The 23,568-nt window shown below is 51.5% G+C and carries 19 protein-coding genes; 7 read left to right on the plus strand and 12 right to left on the minus strand.

Features of this window, described 5'->3' with window-relative positions; translation table 11 throughout:
- Positions 1 to 11: 11 nt before the first annotated feature.
- Positions 12 to 917 carry a diacylglycerol/lipid kinase family protein gene (locus tag IE117_RS09160; protein WP_189563982.1) on the minus strand — a complete coding sequence of 302 codons (906 nt, stop codon included), beginning with the start codon at positions 915 to 917 and terminating at the stop codon, positions 12 to 14.
- Positions 918 to 1,116: 199 nt separating this feature from the next.
- On the opposite strand from IE117_RS09160, the gene surE reads away from it, so the two are divergent.
- A complete protein-coding gene (gene surE / locus IE117_RS09165; RefSeq protein WP_189563983.1) occupies positions 1,117 to 1,851 on the plus strand; it encodes a 5'/3'-nucleotidase SurE in 735 nt (244 codons plus the stop codon).
- Between the two features lie 71 nt (positions 1,852 to 1,922).
- On the opposite strand, the gene IE117_RS09170 is transcribed toward surE, so the two are convergent.
- Positions 1,923 to 2,438: a hypothetical protein gene (locus tag IE117_RS09170; protein WP_189563984.1), complete on the minus strand. Its 516-nt coding sequence runs from the start codon at positions 2,436 to 2,438 to the stop codon at positions 1,923 to 1,925.
- A 458-nt stretch (positions 2,439 to 2,896) separates the two neighbouring features.
- On the opposite strand from IE117_RS09170, the gene IE117_RS26240 reads away from it, so the two are divergent.
- Both IE117_RS26240 and IE117_RS09180 read left to right on the plus strand, forming a co-directional pair.
- The gene (locus IE117_RS26240) at positions 2,897 to 4,714 is read left to right on the plus strand and encodes a DUF5723 family protein (RefSeq protein ID WP_229580574.1); all 1,818 of its coding nucleotides are present in this window, start codon (positions 2,897 to 2,899) and stop codon (positions 4,712 to 4,714) included.
- Positions 4,715 to 4,795: 81 nt separating this feature from the next.
- Positions 4,796 to 8,224 carry an OmpA family protein gene (locus IE117_RS09180; RefSeq protein WP_189563985.1) on the plus strand — a complete coding sequence of 1,143 codons (3,429 nt, stop codon included), beginning with the start codon at positions 4,796 to 4,798 and terminating at the stop codon, positions 8,222 to 8,224.
- 60 nt (positions 8,225 to 8,284) lie between these two features.
- Here IE117_RS09180 and IE117_RS09185 read toward each other — a convergent pair whose 3' ends face one another.
- Both IE117_RS09185 and IE117_RS09190 read right to left on the minus strand, forming a co-directional pair.
- The gene (locus IE117_RS09185) at positions 8,285 to 8,854 is read right to left on the minus strand and encodes a pseudouridine synthase (RefSeq protein WP_189564297.1); all 570 of its coding nucleotides are present in this window, start codon (positions 8,852 to 8,854) and stop codon (positions 8,285 to 8,287) included.
- Positions 8,855 to 8,958: 104 nt separating this feature from the next.
- Positions 8,959 to 9,723: an exodeoxyribonuclease III gene (locus IE117_RS09190; protein WP_189563986.1), complete on the minus strand. Its 765-nt coding sequence runs from the start codon at positions 9,721 to 9,723 to the stop codon at positions 8,959 to 8,961.
- A gap of 171 nt (positions 9,724 to 9,894) precedes the next feature.
- On the opposite strand from IE117_RS09190, the gene IE117_RS09195 reads away from it, so the two are divergent.
- Positions 9,895 to 11,289, plus strand: a complete 1,395-nt coding sequence (locus tag IE117_RS09195; protein ID WP_189563987.1) for a leucyl aminopeptidase family protein — start codon at positions 9,895 to 9,897, stop codon at positions 11,287 to 11,289.
- An 82-nt stretch (positions 11,290 to 11,371) separates the two neighbouring features.
- A complete protein-coding gene (locus tag IE117_RS09200) occupies positions 11,372 to 12,595 on the plus strand; it encodes an ATP-grasp domain-containing protein (RefSeq protein WP_189563988.1) in 1,224 nt (407 codons plus the stop codon).
- On the opposite strand, the gene dinB is transcribed toward IE117_RS09200, so the two are convergent.
- Together dinB and IE117_RS09210 are read right to left on the minus strand one after the other, a co-directional pair.
- A complete protein-coding gene (gene dinB, locus IE117_RS09205) occupies positions 12,592 to 13,662 on the minus strand; it encodes a DNA polymerase IV (protein WP_189563989.1) in 1,071 nt (356 codons plus the stop codon). The two genes, IE117_RS09200 and dinB, sit on opposite strands and share 4 nt — an antisense overlap.
- 208 nt (positions 13,663 to 13,870) lie before the next feature.
- Positions 13,871 to 14,563, minus strand: a complete 693-nt coding sequence (locus IE117_RS09210) for an XRE family transcriptional regulator (protein WP_189563990.1) — start codon at positions 14,561 to 14,563, stop codon at positions 13,871 to 13,873.
- A gap of 171 nt (positions 14,564 to 14,734) precedes the next feature.
- Here IE117_RS09210 and IE117_RS09215 point away from each other — a divergent pair, with 171 nt between their 5' ends.
- Positions 14,735 to 15,025 (plus strand): hypothetical protein, encoded by a 291-nt coding sequence (locus tag IE117_RS09215; RefSeq protein WP_189563991.1) that lies wholly within the window; start codon positions 14,735 to 14,737, stop codon positions 15,023 to 15,025.
- A gap of 64 nt (positions 15,026 to 15,089) precedes the next feature.
- Here the strand turns inward: IE117_RS09215 and IE117_RS09220 are convergent, their stop codons facing one another.
- A complete protein-coding gene (locus IE117_RS09220) occupies positions 15,090 to 18,608 on the minus strand; it encodes a family 78 glycoside hydrolase catalytic domain (RefSeq protein WP_189563992.1) in 3,519 nt (1,172 codons plus the stop codon).
- Between the two features lie 204 nt (positions 18,609 to 18,812).
- On the opposite strand from IE117_RS09220, the gene IE117_RS09225 reads away from it, so the two are divergent.
- A complete protein-coding gene (locus IE117_RS09225; protein ID WP_189563993.1) occupies positions 18,813 to 19,229 on the plus strand; it encodes a DUF4890 domain-containing protein in 417 nt (138 codons plus the stop codon).
- Positions 19,230 to 19,300: 71 nt separating this feature from the next.
- On the opposite strand, the gene IE117_RS09230 is transcribed toward IE117_RS09225, so the two are convergent.
- The 5 genes from IE117_RS09230 to IE117_RS09250 all read right to left on the minus strand — a co-directional run bounded on the left by IE117_RS09230 (position 19,301) and on the right by IE117_RS09250 (position 23,469).
- Positions 19,301 to 20,896 (minus strand): peptide chain release factor 3, encoded by a 1,596-nt coding sequence (locus IE117_RS09230; protein ID WP_189563994.1) that lies wholly within the window; start codon positions 20,894 to 20,896, stop codon positions 19,301 to 19,303.
- A gap of 66 nt (positions 20,897 to 20,962) precedes the next feature.
- Positions 20,963 to 21,574 (minus strand): inorganic pyrophosphatase, encoded by a 612-nt coding sequence (locus IE117_RS09235; protein WP_189563995.1) that lies wholly within the window; start codon positions 21,572 to 21,574, stop codon positions 20,963 to 20,965.
- A gap of 170 nt (positions 21,575 to 21,744) precedes the next feature.
- Positions 21,745 to 21,942 carry a dodecin family protein gene (locus IE117_RS09240; protein WP_229580580.1) on the minus strand — a complete coding sequence of 66 codons (198 nt, stop codon included), beginning with the start codon at positions 21,940 to 21,942 and terminating at the stop codon, positions 21,745 to 21,747.
- 188 nt (positions 21,943 to 22,130) lie between these two features.
- Positions 22,131 to 22,757: an NADPH-dependent F420 reductase gene (locus tag IE117_RS09245; protein ID WP_189563996.1), complete on the minus strand. Its 627-nt coding sequence runs from the start codon at positions 22,755 to 22,757 to the stop codon at positions 22,131 to 22,133.
- Positions 22,758 to 22,827: 70 nt separating this feature from the next.
- Entirely contained in the window at positions 22,828 to 23,469 is a 642-nt protein-coding gene (locus tag IE117_RS09250; protein WP_189563997.1) for a DUF1801 domain-containing protein, read from the minus strand.
- Positions 23,470 to 23,568: the final 99 nt, after the last annotated feature.

Below are 23,568 nucleotides of genomic sequence, written 5' to 3' on the forward strand. Positions count from 1 at the left end.
CACGGCATTGGTCAAGGCACCATGAATTCAAGCACTCCCGCCCGGATCCCGACTTCGGCCATGGTACCTTTTTTTAGTTTAATCAATTCATCGTCAGCATGCGCGAGGGTGCCTTCCCACTGAATGGTCACCTTCTGAGCCTGATAAGTATGGTAAGAAAATGGCTTGGAATCTCCATGAATCCGATCCATCAGGTATTGGGAAAAATCGGATCGCTGATTTTCGTTAATCACCGCTACATTAAGGTATCCATCGCCCGGATCGGCATCGGGGGCAAGGTGGAGATTGGGGCCAAGAGAACGGGTATTCATAATTTCAACCAGCAGAAATTTGCCGGAGATATCTTGTCCATCTACCTCAAGGTGGCATTTTCTGGCTTCGAAGTTCTGCAATATTCCGTGCAGAGTTTGCAGCGCTTGATCTATTTTTTCCTCCGGCGTGGCATCTTCTTTCTCCCCGACCGACTTCATTTCTTTCATCAGACCAGGAAATAATCCGTAACCGAAGCCTTCCAGAAAGAATGCGGACTCCTTTGGGCCATTGACAATTCCGACGTCAAAATTCTTTATTCCTGCCGTTGGCCAGCTGTCCATTAGCACCTCGGTATCGTGCGGTAGCCTGAGCGTTGTGCCGATGTTATTTGCCGTGCCCAAAGGAAGCAATGCAATGGGGAATTGCTTTTCCAGCAATGTGCGCTTCAGCAGTTTTGCCGTCACTTTGCGAACCGTGCCGTCGCCCCCGGCGAGGGCGATGAAGTCGACCTCCTGTTCAGGTACTTCCCAGGCATCCCAGCCTTTTTCCTTTGTGGAGCTATATCTACACTCGTAGCCTCGCGTTTTTATGGCTTTCACCAATTTTTTTTTGGTGTGTTCTTCGTCTCCGGCGCCCGGATTGTGTATGAGTTGGACAGAAGGCATGATAAATTCAGGAGAAAATCAATAATTGGACAATAGAAATGGCCAAAATGCCGGGAACCGAAAGTATGGGGAAATCAGGATTCGCAAACTACCTGAAGCATGTTCCCAGGTAGTTTGCGAAAGCATGGAAAAAAGTGTACCCAACGGAGAAATAAGCTGGAATGTGTTTTTAGGAGAATAGCCAAAAACATTAGAAACCATGAGAATACTCATTGCCAACGACGATGGAATATATAGCCCCGGGCTGGCGGCACTTGCCAAGGTAGCTGCCCGCTTTGGCGAAGTACGCGTAGTAGCGCCCGATGTGGAACAATCATCCATGGGCCATGCCATCACTGCTTCAAGGCCTTTATCTTATAAGAAATCCCCCATTCATTTCGAGGGGATTGAAGCCTACCGGGTAAACGGCACCCCGGCCGACTGCGTCGCTCTGGGCACGCATCTGTGGAGCAATACCGACCTGGTATTGTCGGGGATAAACATGGGACCCAATCTGGGGAATTCCATGTGGCACTCGGGGACCTTGGCGGCGGCCAAACAGGGCGTTCTGCTGGGCATCAAGGGGATAGCATTCAGTACTTTTGCCGATAAGACCGATCCGGATTTCGAATATCTTGATCCATTTGTGGAAGAGACTCTGGCGATGCTGATCAACGATACCGAGTTTGGCCTCTACAATGTGAACCTTCCCCGTAAGCCAGAGGGCATGAAGTGGACGCGGCAGTCGGTCCGGCTTTACGATGGCCGTATCGAACCGGGGGTAGATCCCATGGGACGAAAACATTACTGGTTTACAGTAACACCCCTGGAACCCGCCGAGGAGGGGACCGACCGCTGGGCGGTGGAGAACAATTACGTATCCATCACGCCGCTGCGCCTGGACTTGACCAACGAGTTGGAATTGACCCATCAGTTAGAGGCGAAGGCTGACTAGAATAAATCCGGAATGTCGTGTGACATTGGCAAGACGCTTATCGGGGGGGGATCTGGGAAAAAGACAAGGTTTTAACGAACAATGTTTTCTTCCTTGATCACGAAATAGAAATTATCCGATTGTACCGGATTTCTTTTGAACTGGGTAGCGGCATCAAACTCCACCTTCGCGAAGGTCCAATTCTCATTACTTTCAAATGGACTGAGTGTGTAGTTCGCCGTCTGTTCCAGTCGTAGGCGCAAGACGGTATCACCGACGACGACAGTAATGCTATCAAAAACCGAGCTGGCTAGTTTTGCGGGTTCTATACCCAATTTTGTATCGTAATAAATTGCTCGTTCCCCATTATCCAGCAGTGTAAACTTTTGGGAAAAAGTACCTCCCTCTGATGGCGACGATTTGTAACCTCCGAGAAATAAGAGTGACGGCTTGGGGTGGATGGTGACTTCAATAGGGACATCCAGTTCATTTTTAAGCAGCAATTGACTTTGATAGCGGACTTTGGAATTACAGCCGGTCGATACCAAAAAGAGCAGCACGCTTGCCCGGAGACCAATGCTTTTTAGGTGTGAACAGATCGTTTTCATACGGTTGATTTAATATAACGTGGTAGGTACTTGTACCGGAATGAACTATGTTAACGTGAGATCTGCAAGAATGGGCGTTATAAAGTACCTGCCGTCCAGTGCTGCTTTCAGCTTCCAAAATACCTTAAAGATTTCCTGAAAAAAACTACCTACAGATCGAAGGTAGAGATCGTAGAGATGAAGTTATATATAATGCAAAACCGAAGGTATGACATTTCATTTTCGACCCGCTCACCTTTCCCGCGAAAAAAATCAATGTACCTGTACTGAAAACCAACTAAAAGATTATTGCCGCCGTAGGCAATGCCAATTTGGTCTGGATTTGTCGGTCCATCTACAGATTGTTACCGGCCCTCAACAACGAATGTACAGATCAATGACCATTTGATAAGTTTTTGTTGTCAAATAGAAAGGGAGCAAGGAAAGACGGGTATCTTGTAAGCAAACTCGATATTCGTATGGTAAGATTTGTATCCGGCTTTTCTGCGCTGGTTCTTTTATTGGCGACACCCTCTTTCGCCCAAAACATGCTGGGCCTCGGCCTGACCAATCACAGCGGCATTCATGGGGCACTGCTCAACCCCGCCCGGCTGGCCAATCACCCGCAGCGGTTCAGTTTCAACTTGGCGACTGCCGGTGTGCACCTCGATAATTCCTTTGCGACATACAATGCGCCATTCAGGCTACCCGAGCTGGCGATTGGCAAAGTCTCGGATACGTACCAAACCCCGGATGGGGAGGTGGATTTTCTGCCCGACCATGTGGCTGAAATCCAAAGCAACGCCCAGCGCTCAGGTACTTTGTCAGCCGATTTGCGGGGACCGTCCCTGCTGATCACACCGCGTTACGGCGGGGGTTTCTCCATAAGTACCCGCATTCGCTCGGCTTTTCAGTTTAGCAATGCTTCACCGGAATTCCTTTCCCTGATCCGCACCGGTCTGGACAGACCATCACTATGGGCTGGCAGCACGACTTTTGATCATAAATTTGCTGTCAATTCCAATGCTTATGGTGAACTGGCACTGGCTTACGGGCGAGAGGTGTGGTCGCGCGGTAAGCATTATGTGAGCGCGGGCCTGAGCGTAAAGTACCTCACAAGCTGGTACTCGTCTCACATGATTGCCAATGAAGTGAAATATAGCGTGACTGACACGGCGGGCGGAGGTTCAGGGCAAATCCGGATTGATGAGGTGAGCGGGTTGCTGGGCTACGTAGCGGGCGGAAGCATGACCGATGACCTCACTCAGTTCAAAGTACCTGCGCAACGGCCCGGTAGCGGTTATGGGGCAGACGTCGGGTTGATCTACGAGTTCCGGCCCAACTACGCGGCCAACAAATACATGATGGACGGGGCCGAGCGCGACGACCCCGAAGCGACGCTTTATAAAGTCCGGCTAAGCGTGTCTCTTCTTGATTTGGGAAGCATCAAATTTCAGGATGTTAATGCCGTAAGACAATACGACCTCGCCGAAAGCAATCAGCAACTGACCTTTAAGGATTTTGAGCAAGGGCGCATCCTTGACAATGCCTTCGAACTGGCAGAGCAAAAGCTGGGCTTATCGGCTACGGGGTCGCTCAGCAAATTTAAAAGTGGCTTGCCTGCCGCCTTCCAGATCAATGCCGACTGGAATGTGAAAAATAAATTTTTCATCAACCTGGCTGCCATGCGGAATTTGCGTCCGGCGGATGCGGTCAGTATGTGGCAGCCTTCGTGGGTGGGCCTGACGCCACGTTTCGAAGGGGCCGAAGCCTCACTATCGGTGCCGATTGTGTACCTCAACGGCGCTTTCGTACCTGGCGTGGCGCTGCGGCTTGGGCCGCTTTCGGTAGGTTCCGACAATCTGCTGGGGCTGATCAGTAAAAACGGTCAATTTTCTCCGCGTGGTGCCGATATCTACCTTGGGCTCTCTTTCTCAGGCGCAAGAAGAAAGCCAAAAGACCGTGACAACGACGCCGTTTCTGACAAACGCGATGCCTGCATTGATATCCCCGGAATCTGGGAGTTCAAAGGCTGTCCCGACACGGATGGTGACGGCATTAAGGATGAAGACGACGAATGTCCCACTGCCGCGGGACCCGCTGAGCTGAATGGCTGTCCTGACACCGATGGCGACGGTATACTGGATAAAAACGACCAATGCCCCACTGTGGCTGGTTCGCAGAAACTCAATGGCTGTCCCGACCGTGACAATGACGGCATCGCCGACGCCGACGATGCCTGCCCCGATGTGGCGGGATTGCCCGAGTTCGATGGGTGCCCCGAACAGAAGAATTAGTACTTCGTGCCGGGTGTCAGGTCTATAAAATCATTACCTTAGACTCGTAATCCCCTGCTGCCTGGTACTTTCTCCATAGTCATGAAAACGTCGATATTCTTTTTAGTACACCTCCTGATTTTTGTTGCCGGGCTTGCCCACGCTCAGATCAAACGCTTATTGCCGGGGTCGGTCAATACGGTGAAATTCACGGAATACGCCCCGTCTTTGAGTGCCGACGGGCAGACGCTCGTCTACGAAACGGACCGCGCGGCAGGGCAAGGTGGCTGGGAGTTGTACCAGGCCGATTTACTGAAAAACGAAACCTGGTCTTTGCCGCGTCCGCTGGCGAACATCAATGCTTACGGCGGCGGCAAAGCGCTGATCGGCGGTCCCAGTATCAGCTACGACGGCAACACGCTGTTCTTTTTTGCTTTTCTGGAAGGGAGTGATGCCAAGAGCTACGGGCGGGAGGACATCTACTATTCGCTGCGCGAAAAAGGCGGCTGGAGCAAACCAATCAATATCGGCCCGGTGATCAACACGCCGGATTACGAAGGTTTTCCCTCCGTGAGTGCCGACGGCAAACGGCTGTACTTCATGCGGGGCAGGTTCGATACCTCCAGCAAGAGCGAGTATGCCTGCTACAAAATCATGATGGCCGAGCGGGGCCGCGACGGCAACTGGAAGCGGCCCATCGAACTGCCGGCGCCCATTAACCTGACTTGCGAGAAAGCTCCCCGTATCATGGCTGATAACCGGACCCTCATTTTCAGCTCGGTACGGAAAGGAGGCAAAGGTGATTTTGATCTATATAAAAGTGTGTTGCAGGACGATGGCTCGTGGTCGGAACCCGTCAATCTCAAATTTGTGAATACCAAGGGACTTGATCAGTTCGTGTCCATCCCGCCCTGCGGCGACATCATGTACTACACCAGTGATGGTGACATCTACACGGTTCCCGTTCCGGAAGATTTACGGCCCTCTCGCATGGCTTCGGTACAGGGCTTTGTAACGGATTCGCTTAACGGGAAACCCGTCGTTGGCAGGGTAGTGGCCATCAATGATCAAGGGCAGCGCAGCATCTCCGAAATGGATAACAATGCTTCCGATGGTCGTTACACGCTGATTTTGGAAACTGGAAAACAGTACACGCTGCAAATCACACAACCAGGCTACCAACGTAAAATCATTCAGTTGCCGCCCGATGCGCTGGCCAGTTGCGGTACTTTCGTTCAGGATATCAGACTGACTCCGCTGCCGATCAGCTCCGAAGTGGCCGCGGCTGAACCGCCCGCCCAGCAGGCTACCATGCGCCAGATTCCCGCAGAACCAGAGAATAAAAGGGCACAAGAGCTGGTGCCTTCGGCAAATTCGGGACCCGTCGCTTCCCCGGAAGCAACGGCTTCGGTTTCGCTTGAACCTATTGTGGTCACCTCCCCCAAAACTACCCCGGCTATCACTGAATCCGTCGGATCATCCCCCCGAATCAACATTCAGGTGGGTAAGGCGATCGTCACCTTCCAGGCATTCGACAAACAATCCGGCAGAACCATCGGCGCAACTTTCCAGATTTCAGGCAAAAGCACAAAGCGGAAGATGTCGGTCAATACTACGCCACAGCGGCCCGCGCAGAACCTGACTTTTATGGAACCGGACACGCTATTTATCGTAACTACCGCCGAAGGCCACGGCGAGGTTAGTGAACCGTTCTGGGTTAGTGTGGAGGCTGGGGGGGATACCCGCTACGAGTACCATGCGTATTTGCCTTCTGCGTTGGTATCAACGCTTCTAGTCAATGTGAAAGACGCCGAAATCCACCAGGCTGTACCGGGCTTGACTATAATGCTGCAGGACGAAACCACGGGACAGAATCGCTCCCTCGACTACGACCCCCGCAGCATGACTGCCCGCACCACCCTCGACCCCTCGCACCGCTACACGGTGGCCGTGGATGCGCCGGGCTATACACCCTACCGCAAGTACCTGGCCAAGGTACTTAATGAAAATGAAGTGGGGATAGAACTACCCCGCAAGGTACAGTCGCTCGTAGCGTTGGCGGCCACCGATAAACTAACCCAGAAGCCTGTCGCGGCGACTTTCAACATTGTGCTTCCGGCGACCATGCAGTTGTTCAAAGTGGAAAGCAAAACCGATGGGGACGAAATATTTGTTTTTGGAATGCCCGGCACCTACCAGATCGAAGCCACTGCACCCGGTTACCGCCCCGTCAAAAAGGAATTCGTGATTGGAGAGAAGGAGCTGAAATCTCTCGCTTTCAAGCCGGCTCTGGAACCCGCCGTGACGGAATTTACTTTTCTGGTGGTGGATAAAGACCAAAGGTCGGTGGTCCCCAATGCTGTGATCAAGGTTTTTGACCAAAACCGCAATCCGATTCCCGTTTCATCCATGTCCGGCGAATCCACGGTGCTCCTGCCCGACGAAGGTAGTTTTACTTATGAGGCTTCGGCGGCAGAGTACCAGCCCGTTACTGCCCCGATGGAACGTCCCGCCTCCCGGCTGCTGGAGGTAGGCATGATCCGGCAGCGTAGTGTTCCCCAAACTCAGACTTTTGCCTTCGTGGCGCAGGATGCATTCACCAAGAAGCCCGTTGCCGCCCGCTTCCGGCTCAACAGCGCGGAAACCAACAGATCGGCCACCATCACGACGGCAGAGAATCCGCAGTTTGGCACGGAACTGAAACTTAAGCATCCCTACTTACTCGAAGTGGAATCTGATGGGTACGAGAAGTACTCCGCGCCGATCACGCTGGATACCAGAGAGGCCGAACCCATCAAACCACGGATCGTGCTGCTTGACCCGCTCACTTTTGAGGTGTCTTTCGCAATTCTGGATGCCGTGACGATGAAGCCCGTCGATCCGGCGACGTTCAAAATCGGGGAAACCGGGAAAGATCTGAATCTGCAAAGTGAGGGCAACTCGCGGGTAGTCAGGCTGACGCCCGGAAAAACCTACAATGTCCGGGTAGGGCAACCTGGCTACGAAGTCTTTGAACGGACGCTGACGTTCGATAAACCGACTGATCGGCAGGATTTAACGAAATCGATTTTATTGACGCTTGTCAAACCCGCCCAAACTGCTGTTGCTGCTCCCGTTTCTGCCGAAACCAAACCCGCTGCCGCGGTGGCTGAGGCGGATGCGACGGTCTTTGAAAACCTGAAAGTAGGGGAAGCCGTGCGGCTGGATAACGTCTATTTCGATCAGAGCAGCTACATTCTGCGCACCGAGTCGTATCCCCAGTTGGACAAACTTGTCAAGACGCTCCAAGTAAATCCCAAGCTAAAAATCGAGATTGCCGGCCATACCGACAATGTCGGCGACGCCCGACTCAATCAGTTTCTGTCCGAGAACCGCGCCAAAGTTATTTCCAGCTACCTGGTTAACCATGGCGTCCCCGAAACCCGCCTGATCTGGAAAGGCTACGGCCAAACAAAGCCCGTCGCCGCCAACGACATTGAAGAAAACAAGGCGCAGAATAGAAGGGTAGAGTTTGTGGTGCTGGAAAATTGAGTCTCCAAAAAAGGGTGGAGAAAGGGATAAAAAGAACTTGCGTCAGCTTACTTTTTCCTCTTATTTATTTATTTCCGTAACCTCCCCAGGCTGCATTCCCCCCAGCTCAAAGTGATCCATCGACCACCGAACCAGCCGCAATGTCGGGAAGCCGACCGCCGCAGTCATGCGCCGGACCTGGCGATTCTTCCCCTCGTGTAGCGAAAGCGCCAGCCATGAAGTCGGAATATTTTTTCGAAAACGGATGGGCGGATTACGGTCGGGGAGGGTTGGCTCGGTGATTTTTTCGGCGCGGGCAGGCAGCGTGCGATGCTTCTTTTTGTTAATGGATATCGTAACGCCCGCGGCTAATTCCGCGCAGGCTTCTTCCGTGATTTCGCCTTCCACTTGAACATAGTACGTGCGGAAATGCCGCTGTTTGGGATCGAGTAAGCGCGTCTTGAAAAAATTATCATTGGTGAGCAGCAACAGGCCCTCGCTATCAGCATCCAGCCGCCCTACGGGGTAGACATCCTTGGGAAATTCAAAGTCCAAATCCGCCAGCGTTGCGTGTTCACCCTCCCGGCTGAACTGGGAAAGCATACCGAAGGGTTTGTAAATGGCGTAGTATTTTTTTGTTGAGTGGTCGATTTGTTTAGATGTTTAAGGTTTAGGCTGACGCAAGGCCACTTTGCTGAAAGGCGAGCCCGTGCGTGGATTACGCCGGTACTTTGCCCCATTGTGCCTTGAATTACTCATTTTAAAATTAACTCCACCCCGCAATGATCGGAGTGCACCGCGTTCACTGCGTGCCTGCAATGTACCAGCCGGTCCCGTAACGAATCCGAAACGGAATGGTAGTCGATGCGCCAGCCTTTGTTGTTGGCCCGTGCCCCGGCCCGGTAGCTCCACCAGCTGTACTCGGTGAGCTCAGGATTAAGGTGTCGGAAAGCGTCCGTAAAGCCGTTTTCAAACCAGCCTGTCAGCCAGGCGCGTTCCTCGGGCAAAAAGCCGGTGGTGTTCTTGTTCCTCACCGGATCATGAATATCGTTTTCAGTATGGGCGATGTTGTAGTCGCCACACACAATCAGATTCGGACGCTCTTTTCTCAGGTTGTTCACGTATTCCTGAAAATCCTGCAAAAATTGCATCTTGACCCCCTGCCGCGTTTCACCGCTCGTTCCCGAGGGGAAGTAACAATTCAAGAGGGTGATTTCCCCAAAATCCGCCCGCAAAATCCGCCCCTCGCAATCGTATATGGACAAACCACAGCCATCCACCACCCGGTCAGGTACTTTTTTGGATAAAATGGCTACACCGCTGTACCCTTTTTTCTCCGCCGCATGCCAGCCGATTACCTCATAACCAAGTTCTGTAAAACCGGATAAATCGACTTGCTCAGGCTGAGCCTTCACTTCCTGAAAACACAATATATCGAAAGGATTATCCGCCAGCCATTCGACCAGCCCGTTTCGGATGGCGGCGCGAATGCCATTGACGTTGTAGGAAAGGATTTTCATGAAGGGGGGCTAAATAAGTGAGAAGTTGCAGTCACGCACAGTCAGGGTGCAGCGGTCGTTTGGAGCGGCAAAGGTAACACCTGTGGCAAGAAATGCAGGACCCGTTGGCTGCCTTTCTGGAAAGGTCTGCTTAACTTTGGGTTTGACCGTCGTATCTGATTCCAACCCAATATGAAAATATCCTTAATCACCGCACCGCAGGCAACCGATCTTACGATCAGCCTGTATGTTCAGGACCACGAATCACCGCACCCCAGTGTTTTTAAAGCGGAGAAAAACGAAATCTGGTGGCCTTCTGAAAATGAACTATGGCTGGGATTAGGTAAATCCCCTAGTGCCGTAACCGTTCTGAAATCCCTTCGCACGATATTTCACAAGCGGAAGGACCGCTGGCCCGATGCGATTACGCTCGACGCCCGGGGCCTGACTACGGAATGGATAGAAGCTGCCGTAAACGGCATTATGTTGGGTGGCTACAAACTGAACCTGTACAAAACGGAGGCCAAGGCTTACAGTACTTTTTTCGGAAAAGGGGGTACCCTGACGGTTTGGGTGGATGATAAAACCCCCGAAAATGAGCGGGCTATTTTCAAAGGTAAAGCCACTGCTGCCGTGCAGATGCGTGTCATGGATCTGATGAACGCCCCTGCCAACAAAAAACCGCCCCGTGTACTGGCCGAATGGGCACTGGACTCAGGCCGGGCGCACAATTACAAGGTGACGGTCCTGGAAAAGGACTCGCTTGAAGCACTGGGGTTGCACGCCTTGCTGTCGGTGAGCAAGGGGAGCGATGAGCCGCCCGTGCTGATCGTATCGGAATACAGTCCGGCAAAATTTGAGAAAACGGTAGTGCTGGTAGGCAAGGGAGTTACCTTCGATACCGGGGGCATATCGATCAAGAGTTCTGCCAATATGCATTTGATGAAGAGCGACATGGGCGGGGCTGCTGCCGTGCTTGGTGCGGTTGAACTGGCCGCCCGCCTGGAAATCCCGGTGCGGGTAGTTGGGGTTATTCCTTCCACTGAGAATTGCGTGGACGGATCGAGCACCAAGCCGGGCGATGTCATCGAGTCGCTGTCGGGCAAGACGATCGAAGTGATCGACACTGACGCCGAAGGCCGCCTTATCCTGGCCGATGGACTCAGCTACGCTCTGAAAAATTACAAACCCGACGTGCTGCTGGACCTGGCCACGCTCACGGGCAGCGTGGTACAAACCCTTGGCTACGCCGCTGCCGGACTCTTCACCGCCAATGACGACCTGGCCCGGCAACTCACCGTAGCCGCCGACCAGACGGGTGAGCGGCTGTGGCGCCTGCCGATCTGGGACGAGTACAAAGACGAGATCAAGTCCGACATCGCCGACGTCCGCAACTACCACGGCAAGCCGGTCGCCGGGGCCATCGTCGCCGCCAAGTTCCTCGAAACTTTTACCGAAAACCACCCTGCCTGGGCTCACCTCGATATCGCGGGCACCGCCTTTGGCGATCTTGAATTTACGCCAAATCGCGCCGGAACAGCCTTTGGTGTGCGGCTGCTGGTGGAATTTTTAGAGCAAAGTTCATAGCTTCATGAGCTTAAAGTTTGTGAACTTCCGTATTTTGCGAATAAGCACTGCACGGGTGGCACCTTCATAAACTCATCGACTCATGAACTCATCGACTAAAAAACTGACTTTTCTCTGCGTTTCTACCTTTTTCAAAGGAAACGACTTTATGCAAGCCTGTAAGGAGGCGGGCAACACCGTGTATCTGCTCACGGCCAAAAAGCTCGAAAATCGGGAGTGGGTGCGCGACTCGATCGACGAGTTTTTTTTCGTGGAAGAAAATGAACACGGTAGTTACGATATGCATAACGTAGTAGCCGGTCTGGCGTACGTCATGCGCAGCCGGCCCATTGACCGCATCGTAGCACTCGATGACTTTGACGTGGAGAAAGCCGCCATGCTGCGGGAGTCTTTTCGGATTCCCGGCATGGGGCAAACTACCTCCCGGTACTTCCGTGACAAGCTGGCCATGCGTACCAAGGCTGCCGAAGCGGGTATCAGGGTACCCGGTTTTTCCGCTTTGTTCAATGATGCTGCTATCACTGAATTCATTCAGACCCACCCCGGTCCGTGGATGATAAAACCCCGCTCTGAGGCATCGGCAACGGGTATTAAAAAACTTCACACCGATAGCGAACTGTGGGATGCGATCAATTCATTGGGTGATAAAAGGCACGAGTATCTGGTAGAGCAATACAAGCCGGGAAATGTATTTCATATTGACTCATTGAGCTTTAACGGACGGGTGATCTTTTCGTGGAGTAGCCAGTACATCGCCCCTCCCTTCGATGTGGCCCACGGCGGTGGTATCTTTCGTTCCGTAACCGTTCCCTTCGACTCCGCCGAATGGCACGCACTCGAAACCCTGACCGTGGACGTTCTCAAAGCTTTTGGCATGAAGCACAGTGCCTCCCACACCGAAGTGATTCGCTGCCACGACGACGGGCAATACTACTTTTTGGAAACGTCTTCCCGCGTAGGAGGAGCACACCTGTCCGACATGGTAGAAGCCGCTTCGGGAATCAATCTCTGGAAAGAATGGGCACACATGGAAACGGCCGTGGCGCGGGGTGAAGATTACAAATTGCCGCGACCGCAACGCAATTATTCCGGTATCATCATCTCGCTCGCCCGGCAGGAGTGGCCCGATCACGCCGTATTTCAGGATGCAGAGGTAGTTTGGCGAATGAATCAGGAATATCACGTAGGATGCGTGGTGCGTTCTGAGAGCCGGGAGCGCGTTCTGGCTTTGCTGGAAAGCTACGCTGAGCGTATCCGAAATGATTTCCATGCCTCCGCGCCTGCACCCGACAAATCGGTGCATTAAAAATTCAGGGTCAGTTGCTTTCCTTCAAATGGTTGGGAGTCTTCCAGATTGGAAAGGGACACGCCCAGAAGGCGGACGGGCAGGGGGAGTGGAAAGTTCTCTTCAAGAAGCTCAAAAGCCAGATTTTCAAAAAACTTCCGCTCCCGGATGGGTAGGAAAGATGAGCGGCTGCGTGTCAGGGTTTGAAAATCATTCAATTTGATTTTCACAGTGACCGTCCTGCCGTACACTCGGGTACGTTCGACCCATTGCCATACGTCTTCGATCAAGGGGATCAGGCCGCTCTGCATTTCGGCCAAAGTATCCAGGTCGTGTGCAAAGGTGTTCTCGGAACCCACCGATTTTCGGATACGGTCCGGTTCGACGGGGCGGTCGTCCTGCGCGCGGGCAATACGGTAGTAATAGCCGCCGGATTTGCCAAAATTCTGCCGTAGAAAATCCTCTGTCCTTTGCCGCAAGTCGGCCCCGGATTGAATGCCCAGGCTATGCATTTTCTGGGCGGTGACGCGCCCAATGCCATGAAATCGTTCAATGGCTAACTGCGCAACGAAAGCTTCACCCTCTTCCGGTTTTATGACAAAAATTCCGTCGGGTTTGCGATGGTCGGACGCGAGTTTGGCCAAAAACTTATTGTAGGAAACTCCCGCCGAAGCGGTGAGGCGGGTAGTTTGCCGGATGCGTTGCCGGATTTCGTTGGCAATCAGCGTAGCCGATTTCATACCCTTCAAATTCTCGGTTACGTCCAGGTAAGCCTCATCCAGTGAGAGCGGCTCGATGAGCGGCGTGTACTCGGCAAAGATGGCGCGGATCTGGGCCGAAACCTGCTTGTACACATCGAAACGGGACTTTACAAATATCAGATGCGGACACTTCTGCTTCGCCGTGCGGGAGGCCATTGCCGACCGAACCCCGTACTTCCGCGCCTCATAACTGGCGGCCGCTACTACACCCCGATCCCCACCACCGCCCACCGCCACGGGCTTGCCCCGCAGCTCGGGATGATCGCGCTGTTCGACGGAAGCGAAGAAAGCGTCCATGTCGATATGGATGATTTTGCGGTTAGGCATTGAATATAGAAGAGCAAGGTTATGAAGCGACAAAGTTCCTAAGCGACAAAGCGGCAAAGGTTCTTTTAAACAAAAGTTGAATCATAGAACTGAAGCTTATTGCTGAAAAAATCGCGGACAGTCAGCAACATTTTGCGCTTTTGTGGTTTACAAGGCTGACAGTTGATCTCTCTGAACCTTTGTCGCTCTGTGGCTTTAGTCCCTGCCCTTACCTCGGAAATTCTGTATCAAAGTACCCCGCAAAAGCCCAGATTTCCTGAATATCACTCAGCATAACGGGATAGGGAGAATAGCGTTCGTTGGTGGATTTCAGGACAAGGATGCCCTTCTCTTCCAGGTAGTTGAAGATTTTTTTTAAAACTACCCCTTCATTCTGGGTCACAACCAGGCAAATCGTGCCACTCTTGATCTCGTGCCAATTCTCGACGAACTCTCCCATTACAGTGCAGCCCTCGCGCAATGGCGGCATGGAGTCGCCTTCGTAGGGAAAGGCACGGTACTTTTTTTCCTGCGACAGGAAGGGTAGTTGAAAGGCCGGGAGTTCCCCGATATAATCCACATCGCCGTAACCCCGGGCATAACCGCCCATGGCCCGCACCGGGACGTACTCGATATTTTCCTGGTTGTGGGAGTTGACCGATGTGACCAGTACCCGCAGGTTGTCCTCTTTGATCCAGGGTTTTTCCTGAGCCGCACTCAGGTCGAGGGTCAATAGATCGTCGGTCGAGATTTTGAAATAATCGGCAATTTTAAGCATGTCCTCAAAGGAGGGATTAGCCCGTCCTGATTCCCAGGCAGCAAGTGTCGATTTTTTGAAGCCCAGCGCATCGGCTAACTTTTGCTGGGAAAGTCTGGATTCGTATTGGGTACGGAGGTAACCGAGGTTTTGGTTAAAATTCATAGCTAAAAGATGACAGGCGTTTTAATGATGTGTAAATATATTGAACTTTTGGTAAAAAAGACAGCCAAGAAACAATAACAACGGTAGTTTTCCGATGGAAATAGCTGCTTTTTGCGGGCTGTACCGTACCTTATCGCTAGTACCGAACGTATAACGCAATTTTGCTCAAAAATGACTTACGAAGAGTTTGAAGAATCACTAAAAAACAGTCACCCGCCTGCCGGATTGAACGAAATACTGACAGGACTTTGGCACGATGGTAAGGGCGATTGGGAAGCCGCGCACAACATCGCCCAATCCAGAGAGGGTACTCAGGCCTACGACCATTTGCACGCTTACCTGCATCGTGTAGAAGGCGACACCTGGAATGCCAACTACTGGTATCGCAGGGCAGGTGCCAAAATGCCGGAGGGTACTTTGAAGCAGGAATGGGAAAGTCTGGTGAAAAGGCATCTGGGCTAGACAAGCGAAAGCCGGATCGTCAGACCCGGCTTTCGCTTGTGGTGGAAAAACGCTTATCCCTCTATCAGAAAGAATTAACCCTTATTTCTATTTCGTTCAGGCCCGGCTCGAGCCGCAGGGTGTCAAAGGCGCGGTTGGTTTTTTGACCGTTCAAAGTAATTTCATCTTCGGGCGCAGTGGTCAGCTGGAACTCGCCCACCATGTTGGCAGGTAGTTCGATCGTGTACTTCTGGTTGCGGGCGTTTTGCCGCTGGTAGGTCGCTTTGATCGGCCCTTTCAGCGAGGGAACGGTGATGCTGCTGCTTTTCAAATCGCCCAGCTGCGGTTTGATGGAAGCGATGCCAAAGCCGGGTGTTTGGGGCGTAATACCCCACAATCCCCGCGGAATCATGTTGGCGGGGACGGCGCCCCACGCGTGGTTCCAGTCGGCATTAGGCTTGTATTTCATGTCCCAGGCTTCCAGGGTTACAGTAGAGCCGATGCGGATCATGTTGTACCAGCTGCGGTCGTCGGTAGCGCGCATCAGGTTCAGGGCGTAGTCTTCGGCTCCGGCGCGGTACAGGCCATCCAGCAGAAACTGAGCACCGTATACGCTGCTCGCCATACCGCGTGACTTGATGAAATCGACCACCGATTTTTTGTTTTCATCCCGCACGATCCCAAAGGCCAAAGGCAGCATGTTGCTATGCAGCGACGAGTGCGTAGAGCCTTCACCGTCCAGGTATATGCCTTTCTTGGCGTCAAATAATTTGGAATTGATGGCTTCCTTGACTTTGAGTGCCATAATTTCAAAGAAAATCTGGTCGTCAGGTTTTCCGGCAATTTTGGCAAACTCAGCCATGATCCGCATATTTTCGTAAAAAAAGCTGTTCACCACCGTGTTGACTGGCCGCATATCGTGGCCGTCACGCTCGCCCTCGGGCGTGGCTAGTTTCCAGCCCGTATCTTTTTGGGCAGGTGGCCAGTCCACGATATCTTTCAACCGATTGGTGGAATCCTTAAAGCCGATCCGGGCCATGTAAGCGTCGTTTACCTTATCGGTCTGTGAGCTGATCAGCCCGTCTTCCCGCGCCAGCTCAATCAGCGTTTTATGCCGGATTTTATCGTAGTATTTTTTGATTAATGAAGAATCGCCCGTGTACTGGTAGTCCTGATTCACCATCAGCGCCGTGTGCAGCAGCCACTCGGTGGGCCAGGTGGGGTGTTCCATGAAGTATTCGATAGTCCGCTTGCCGATCGGATACTCCCGGTCTACCGAATAATGGCCCAACTGATTGATGTAGGCGTCGGCTTCGTAGGGGATTCGTTCCCGGTCGCCATCCACGTATAGCCCGGCGAAGGTAGTTTCCTTAATGCTGTATTTGCACAAATCCCATATCTGGTTCAGTACGGTGTCGGAGGAAGTGAAGCTGCTCAGATTGTCATCAAAATAGTATTGAAAAACTTTTTGCCGCAGATCGCCGGCTTTGATTTCCGATTGTGCGTTCTCAATTTCCACGTAACGGAAGGGCATGATCACATCAAAGCTATCGGGCAGTAGCACAGCCGCTCCCGTGGTGTTTCTTTTGTCGGGCGGTAGAGCGAGCGTGTATTTCTTTTGGCCTGGTTTCACGGCTAGTTCAACCTCCTGGTAGCGGATTGTGCCGCCAGGTTTGCGATCGATTTTGCCATCCAGTAGCTTTTCACCCAATCGTATCATGAGTTTTCCTGCTTTTGGAGCAGCGTAGTTCAGTTCCAGGGTGCCAAAGGCATCTTTCCCGAAATCAACGAAGTAATTCCCTTTACCCGCAGAATTCACCGACTTAGGTGCTATGCGCTGGATTTCAAAAATATTCGGCGATGCACTTTGATCAAGTGTAGCCCCGGTTCGAAACACCTGTGCGGGCGAGTATTCCGACACGCGGTTGACCTCATCCCAAATTCTGACTTTCCAGTAATAGGTTTGGTTGGGACGCAAGCCCGCGCCCTGTTGCCCGATGTTGGATGATTTGTTACTCCGTACTTGTCCGCTATCCCACACATCGCCAAGGTTTTGTTCGCTTTTTCCGGGCGAGGATGAAACCAGTACTTGATAAGCCGATTGAATCCTGGCATAATCAGGTACCACCCAGCCGTAGCCGGGATTCGTCTTGCGAATGCGCGTGTTGCCTGGTTCGCGGATGTAGTCCACCATCAGGCCAGTGGGAGCCGCCGAGTTTCCGTCACTGAACCGTCGCGTGAGTTCGTCGTTTTTCTTCCGTAGTGCCAGTAGCTGGGTTTTGTATTTGGCGTCGCCTGCCAGGTTGTTGATTTCCTTCGGATCGTCTTTCAGGGAATACAGTTCTTCGATCGACTTATCGTTTACGTAGCGCATGTATTTCCAGTCCTTCGTCCGCACGCCCTCGCTGGGTGGAATGTTGGCAAACTCCCAAAGGTGCTCGATCAGAATCGTGTCGCGCTGCAGACCGTTGGTACTACCTTTCACCAAGGGGTAAAGACTCTTCCCCTGCCATTTTCCAGGCGCCTTAATGCCCGCCATGTCCACTATTGTCGCCGGAACATCGACATTGAGTGCCATCTCACTCAGATCCTGGTGCTTGTCGATGCGCGGATCGTATACGATAAGCGGTACCCGGATAGAATTGTCGTACATGAGCCATTTCCCCGCCAGCTGCCTTTCTCCCAAAAAGTAGCCGTTGTCGCCCATGAGTATGATTATGGTGTTTTTATCCTGTCCCGTCTTTTTGAGCTGCTCCCTGATTTTGGCGATTTCAAGGTCAATGCCCGCGATCATACGGTAGTAGCCCTTCACGCTGTGCTGGTATTTCTCGGGCGTATCGTAGCGCCAGTACCAGCGGACACGGTTGAAGCCGTCCCGCACCATCTTGGGGAGAAGGTTGAAGTACTTGTCATCACTGATGTCAGCTTTGGGAATCGTAGTATCAGCCAACAGGTTGTCCGTCTCTTTTTGCCAGAAGTACTGATCCTTAGCCGAATCATGAGCGTGGGGGGCACTGAAACTCAGCGATAAACAGAAAGGCTTATCCTTGGGAGCAGCCTCGAGAAAATCCAAGGCCTGCTGTCCGGTATAGCGTGTCAAGTGGACGGTATCCTTACCAATTTTTTTGTAATAATAGCCCCGTCGATCGGGAAAAGGGCCCCGGTCGTAATCGTCATAGACATCGAACAGTTGATCTTTGTTATCGTACTTTACCCCGAATTTTCCATAAAAACCAGTGTAGTAGCCCGCCTCCCGCAAGACCCTGGGATAGGCGGTTTCCATGTACTCATTCCTGATATTTCCGGTGGTGAAACTATACCTGTGGCTGCGCTCGTACATACCGCTCAGCAGCGTGGCCCGGCTTGCCGCGCAGATCGGTGTGCTGACGGCCGCGTTTTTGAAATAGGTTCCCTGCTGCGCAAGCTTATCCATTTCCGGGGTATGGATCAGCTTGTTGCCCGCATACCCAAGGGCATCCCAGCGCTGGTCGTCGGTCAGGATAAAAATGATGTTCGGTTTGTCGGCGCTTTTCTGAGCGAGTAAATTTTTGGACAGAAAAAGTAAGCAAAAGCTAGATAAAAGGACGGCACGGAGAAGGCGCATAGAACTTTGAATGTTTTTCTAGTAAGATACTGAAGATAGGGATATTTACCCTTACAGACGAATAATTGGCCTGGTGGCCCTATCCGTGTTGCCGACTATCCATGTGCGCAGAGCTAATTTATTTTCCCGGATCGTTAAACTCGATGCAACATTTCTCTTCAAAGCGAGCGTACAATTATTTAAACAAGGAAAATGATGAAAAGCATGAAAAATGTAATGATGATGGGTATGATCCTGTTGGGAACTGCAGCGTTCGCGCAACGGGGTGGTGGCGATGTTACCCCCGAAAAAAGGGCCGAACGGCAGACTGCGATGATGTCAGAAAAACTCGGCCTTTCTGCCGACCAGCAGAAGCAGGTGTATGCTCTGCAGTTGACCCGGACCCAGAAAATGCAGGAAATGCGCGAAGCACAGGATCAAAGTGCCGATGCCCGCGCCCGGATGAAGTCGGCCAACGACGATTTTGAGAAGAGCCTTGGAGCCATTCTGAACGCCGATCAAAAGGTAAAGTACGAAGCCATGCAAGCTGAAATGCGCCAGGGGCGTCGGGGAGGCAGCATGGAAAAGGGAAAGGACTCTTCTGAGAAAAAAGGCAAAAAATCGCGCGGAACAAATAAGTAATGAATTGTGCCGGGACTGCCCGCGCGGAGATGAGTGATGAAGCGATTTGCTTCATCACTCATTTTTTATCATCAGGCCGCTACTTCCGTCTTAAACTCTGACGTGAAGTGGAATTTAATTTCGGGGTTATTCTCACGGTTCATGCGAATCATCCACTCCGACTCGGCCAGAAATACCGGCTTGTTGTCTTTATCGTAGGCAATCTGATTGCCTTTCATGCGAATGAATTCATCGAGTTTTTTCTTGTCGTCGGACGTAATCCAACAGGCACGGTCGATGTTCATAGGCACCCAGCGGCACTTGGCCCCGTATTCGTGTTCCAAACGGTGCTGGATCACGTCGAACTGAAGTTCGCCTACCGTACCCACTATACGACGATTGCCTAATTCAAGCGTGAAAAGCTGCGCCACGCCTTCATCGGTCAATTGCTGCACGCCCTTATCCAACTGCTTGGACTTCATCGGGTCAAGGTTGACCAACTCTTTGAATATTTCCGGTGAAAAGTTAGGGATACCAGAGAACATTAAATCTTCGCCTTCAGTCAGCGTATCGCCGATCTTGAAGTTTCCGGTATCATAAAGGCCGACCACATCGCCGGGAAACCCCTCCTCCAAAATACTTTTATCGGAAGCCATGAACGTGAAAGGACTTGCGAAACGGATGTCCTTGTTGAGCCGCACGTGGTGGTAAAATTTGCGCCGCTCAAACTTACCCGAACACACTCGAAAAAAGGCGATACGATCACGGTGGCGCGGATCGAGGTTGGCGTGAATCTTGAAAATGAAGCCGCTCAGCTTATCTTCGGTCGGCTCTACGGGCCGGACATCGGTTGGGCGGGCCTGTGGGGTAGGGGAGATTTCGCAGAAAGTGTCCAGTAATTCTTTCACCCCGAAATTATTGATCGCACTGCCAAAAAATACGGGCGCCAGTTCACCCGCATCGTACGCTTCTTCCGAAAACGGATCATAAACGCCTTCGATCAACTCTACCTCTTCGCGCAGGGTTCCGGCATCACGTTCACCGAGAAGGCTGGGTAGTTTTTCGTCGTCCAGACCAATCTCGACGACATCTGCCTCGATCTTCGTTTTATTGACCTGAAAGAAATACAGGCTCTTGTCGTACAGACTGTAAACGCCCTTGAAGTTAGCCCCCATATTGATAGGCCAGGTCAACGGACGCACCCGGATCTGCAATTTGTTTTCGAGTTCGTCCAACAGGTCGAAAGGGCTTTGGCCTTCGCGGTCAAGTTTGTTGATGAAAATGATAACGGGCGTCTTACGCATCCGGCAAACTTCCATCAGGCGTTCGGTTTGCTCCTCCACGCCTTTCACGCAGTCGATGACCAGAATCACGCTGTCCACCGCAGTGAGGGTGCGGTAGGTGTCTTCAGCAAAATCTTTGTGGCCGGGCGTATCCAGTATGTTGATCAGCAAATCCCTGTATTCGAAGGTCATTACCGAAGTGGCCACCGAAATACCGCGCTGCTTCTCGATTTCCATGAAATCGGAAGTAGCGGTTTTTTTGATCTTGTTGGACTTTACGGCCCCGGCGGTCTGAATCGCCCCACCGAAAAGCAATAGCTTCTCCGTCAACGTGGTCTTGCCAGCATCGGGGTGGCTGATAATGGCGAAGGTGCGGCGTTTTTTTATTTCGTTCTGGTAGCTCAATTGAAAGGACTTTGGTAATTGCTATACAAGATCAAACGGTAAATTTATCGGAATGCGTTCCGCAGATCAATAAAATGACTGTTTGTAATCTTCTACCGACGTGCGGATTACCTCGTGGGCTTCCTCGCGGCCATAAACGTTTGCAATCTCAATCAGTGCGGTTTCGCCCGGAAGGTTTTTGTAGGTCAAAAAGTAGTGCTTCAGGCGTTCCACGACGTTGGCAGGTACTTCGTTCAGATCCTGATAGGCACCATACACCTCATCCCCTTTCAATACAGCGATGATCTTATCGTCAGCTTCACCTTTGTCGATCAGGCGGATACCGCCGATTGGACGAGCCTCGCAGATGATGTCGCCGTGAGAGATGATTTTCTCGCACAATACGCAGATATCCAGCGGGTCACCATCACCTTCCATTACATCGCGACCCGAGCGTTCCTGCGCCAGCAATGCAATTTGTTCCCCACAATACGTTTTCGGGATGAAGCCATACAGGGCGGGAACGATATTGGAATATTTTTGAGGACGGTCAATTTTCAGGTAACCTGTTTGTTTGTCAATCTCATACTTGACCGTGTCAGTCGGAACAATTTCGATAAAAGCGGTCACGATTTCGGGCGATTTTTCACCGATGGGGATACCGTGCCAGGGATGCGCTTTATGGACGTTTGCGTTCATTTTGGGATGATTGGTATTAAATCCTAATGCGGAAGTTGTATCTTGGTTTATTTAAATATTTAGGCAAAGGTAGCTGATTTCAGGAGATAAACACCCGGAAATATCCAATTAAAACCGAAAAAGCGGCCGTATGGCTACGGCCGCTTTTTCAATATACGTACAGCAGGAATTTACTGTACCTCAAAACTTATCTTGGCATTGACGCGGTAGTTTTTGATTTTATTGTCTTCCACGGTCGCGCTCATCTCGTTGACATAAATTGATTTGATGCCCCGTACGCTCTTGGCTGCTTCGTCGAGAGCTACCTGAGCGGCGGCTTCCCATCCGTCGGGAGAACTGGCTAATATTTCGATTACCTTAATTACCATAATGTGTAGTTTGTAGTTGGTTGGACAAATAGTTTTTTGCACAAAATAATGATTTTTTTGGAAAAAAGCAGATTTAAAATCTGCTCCCGTTCCATCAATTGATTACTTTGTCGACTCTGAGGCCAAAAGAACCGTTCCTGAAAGTGACAGGCCGTAGCGTTGGTATGAGTGAGGTTTAGGGCAACTACCTAAATAAGATTTCTCAGTTCTTTTTCTGAAACCTGCAAAGTATAGAGCTTCTCATCCGGCTGGGAAATCTTGGTTTGGGACAAATCGCCCAGAGATACCCCCACAAACCCAATGCTATGCAAAAGGTTTTCGATTACTTCCCGGCCGTCTTTATCGGATGCCGCAAAAGGAATGGCCAATGGATTGGCCTTGTCGAAGGCGCGGGCTTCCAGCGTTTTGTAGAAGATGCTATTAAATGCCTTCACGACATGCGCCCCCGGAAAATAGCTGGCTGTCCATTCGGTTTCAAGTAAGCCTTTTTTTTCCATCTCTTCCTTAGGTGCGGCCCCATCCCGACCGGGATAGTAGTTGTTGGCGTCGATAAGTACCTTGTCGGCAAGGTTGCCCACCTTGCCGGCCACTTCGGGCGTTTTGCCAAACGGGTAGGCCAGCAGGAGTACATCGCCAAACTGCGCCGCCTCTTCCACAGTACCCACCTGTGCGCCGTTCCCGGCCTGCTCCGCCAACGGCTCCAGTTCTTCCGGGTGACGGGAGCTGAACATGACTGCGTGTCCGGCCTTGGCAAAATGCTTGCCCAGGGTTCCGCCGATGTTGCCTGAGCCAATGATTCCTATTTTGTATTTCATAACGCTGCTTTTTTAGGTGCCAGTTCGGATTGATCGCTGAATTCTCAGCCGTTAAGTTTGGCTAAGATAATCACTTTCGAAGATATTTGTGTGAGCCGTCACAGCTGGGCATCTTATGAGAAAGGCCGCAAACACAGTCATTCAGACCTTTCCCGTCGAGGATACGCTGCGAGTATTTGTCAATCCTTGCATACCTGGTCTTGGGTTGTTTGGCACCAGAAAAGTACATGTTGTAGGCCTTTTTTCTTCCTGGTGTCAATGCTTCGAAAGCAGTCTGCAAATCAGGATTTTTATCCAATATAGCCTGGAACTCTTCGCAGAATTCCAGCTTGGAGTTGGTTTTGAAATCCACTTTCAGCCCCGCCTTTTCCGCTTCGATGGCTTCGTAAATGTAGGCTTTCAAAGTGGATTTCTGTTTGATTATTTCCTGCATTTTGACGAACCTGATCTGACGTGCCGCCTGCGTATTCTCAGTTTGCTGGATCAGTATACCGTGGATATCCGCCAATAAGGCTCCATTGACAAATAACAACGCACAGTATTCTTTAAAACCATGGATCAATGCTATGTTCCTGTTCTGAAAAGTGTAGCAGGGATGATTCCACTTGAAGTCTTCGGTCAACCCGCAGTCGAGAAGGAGCAATCTCAATTGTTCCAGTTCTGCCTGCCACTTGTTGGTTTTGCTGAGAAATGCGTCGACTTTGGGGTTCATGGCGTCTGTATTCAGTTGGAAGGATTTTGGGTAGACAATCTGAATCTTGATCAGAGTTAGTCGGATAACCTGGTTCAGCGGTAACAGTGTAGCAGCAAC

Origin of the sequence: Persicitalea jodogahamensis (genome assembly GCF_014651615.1) — a bacterium.
GTDB classification, from domain to species: domain Bacteria; phylum Bacteroidota; class Bacteroidia; order Cytophagales; family Spirosomataceae; genus Persicitalea; species Persicitalea jodogahamensis.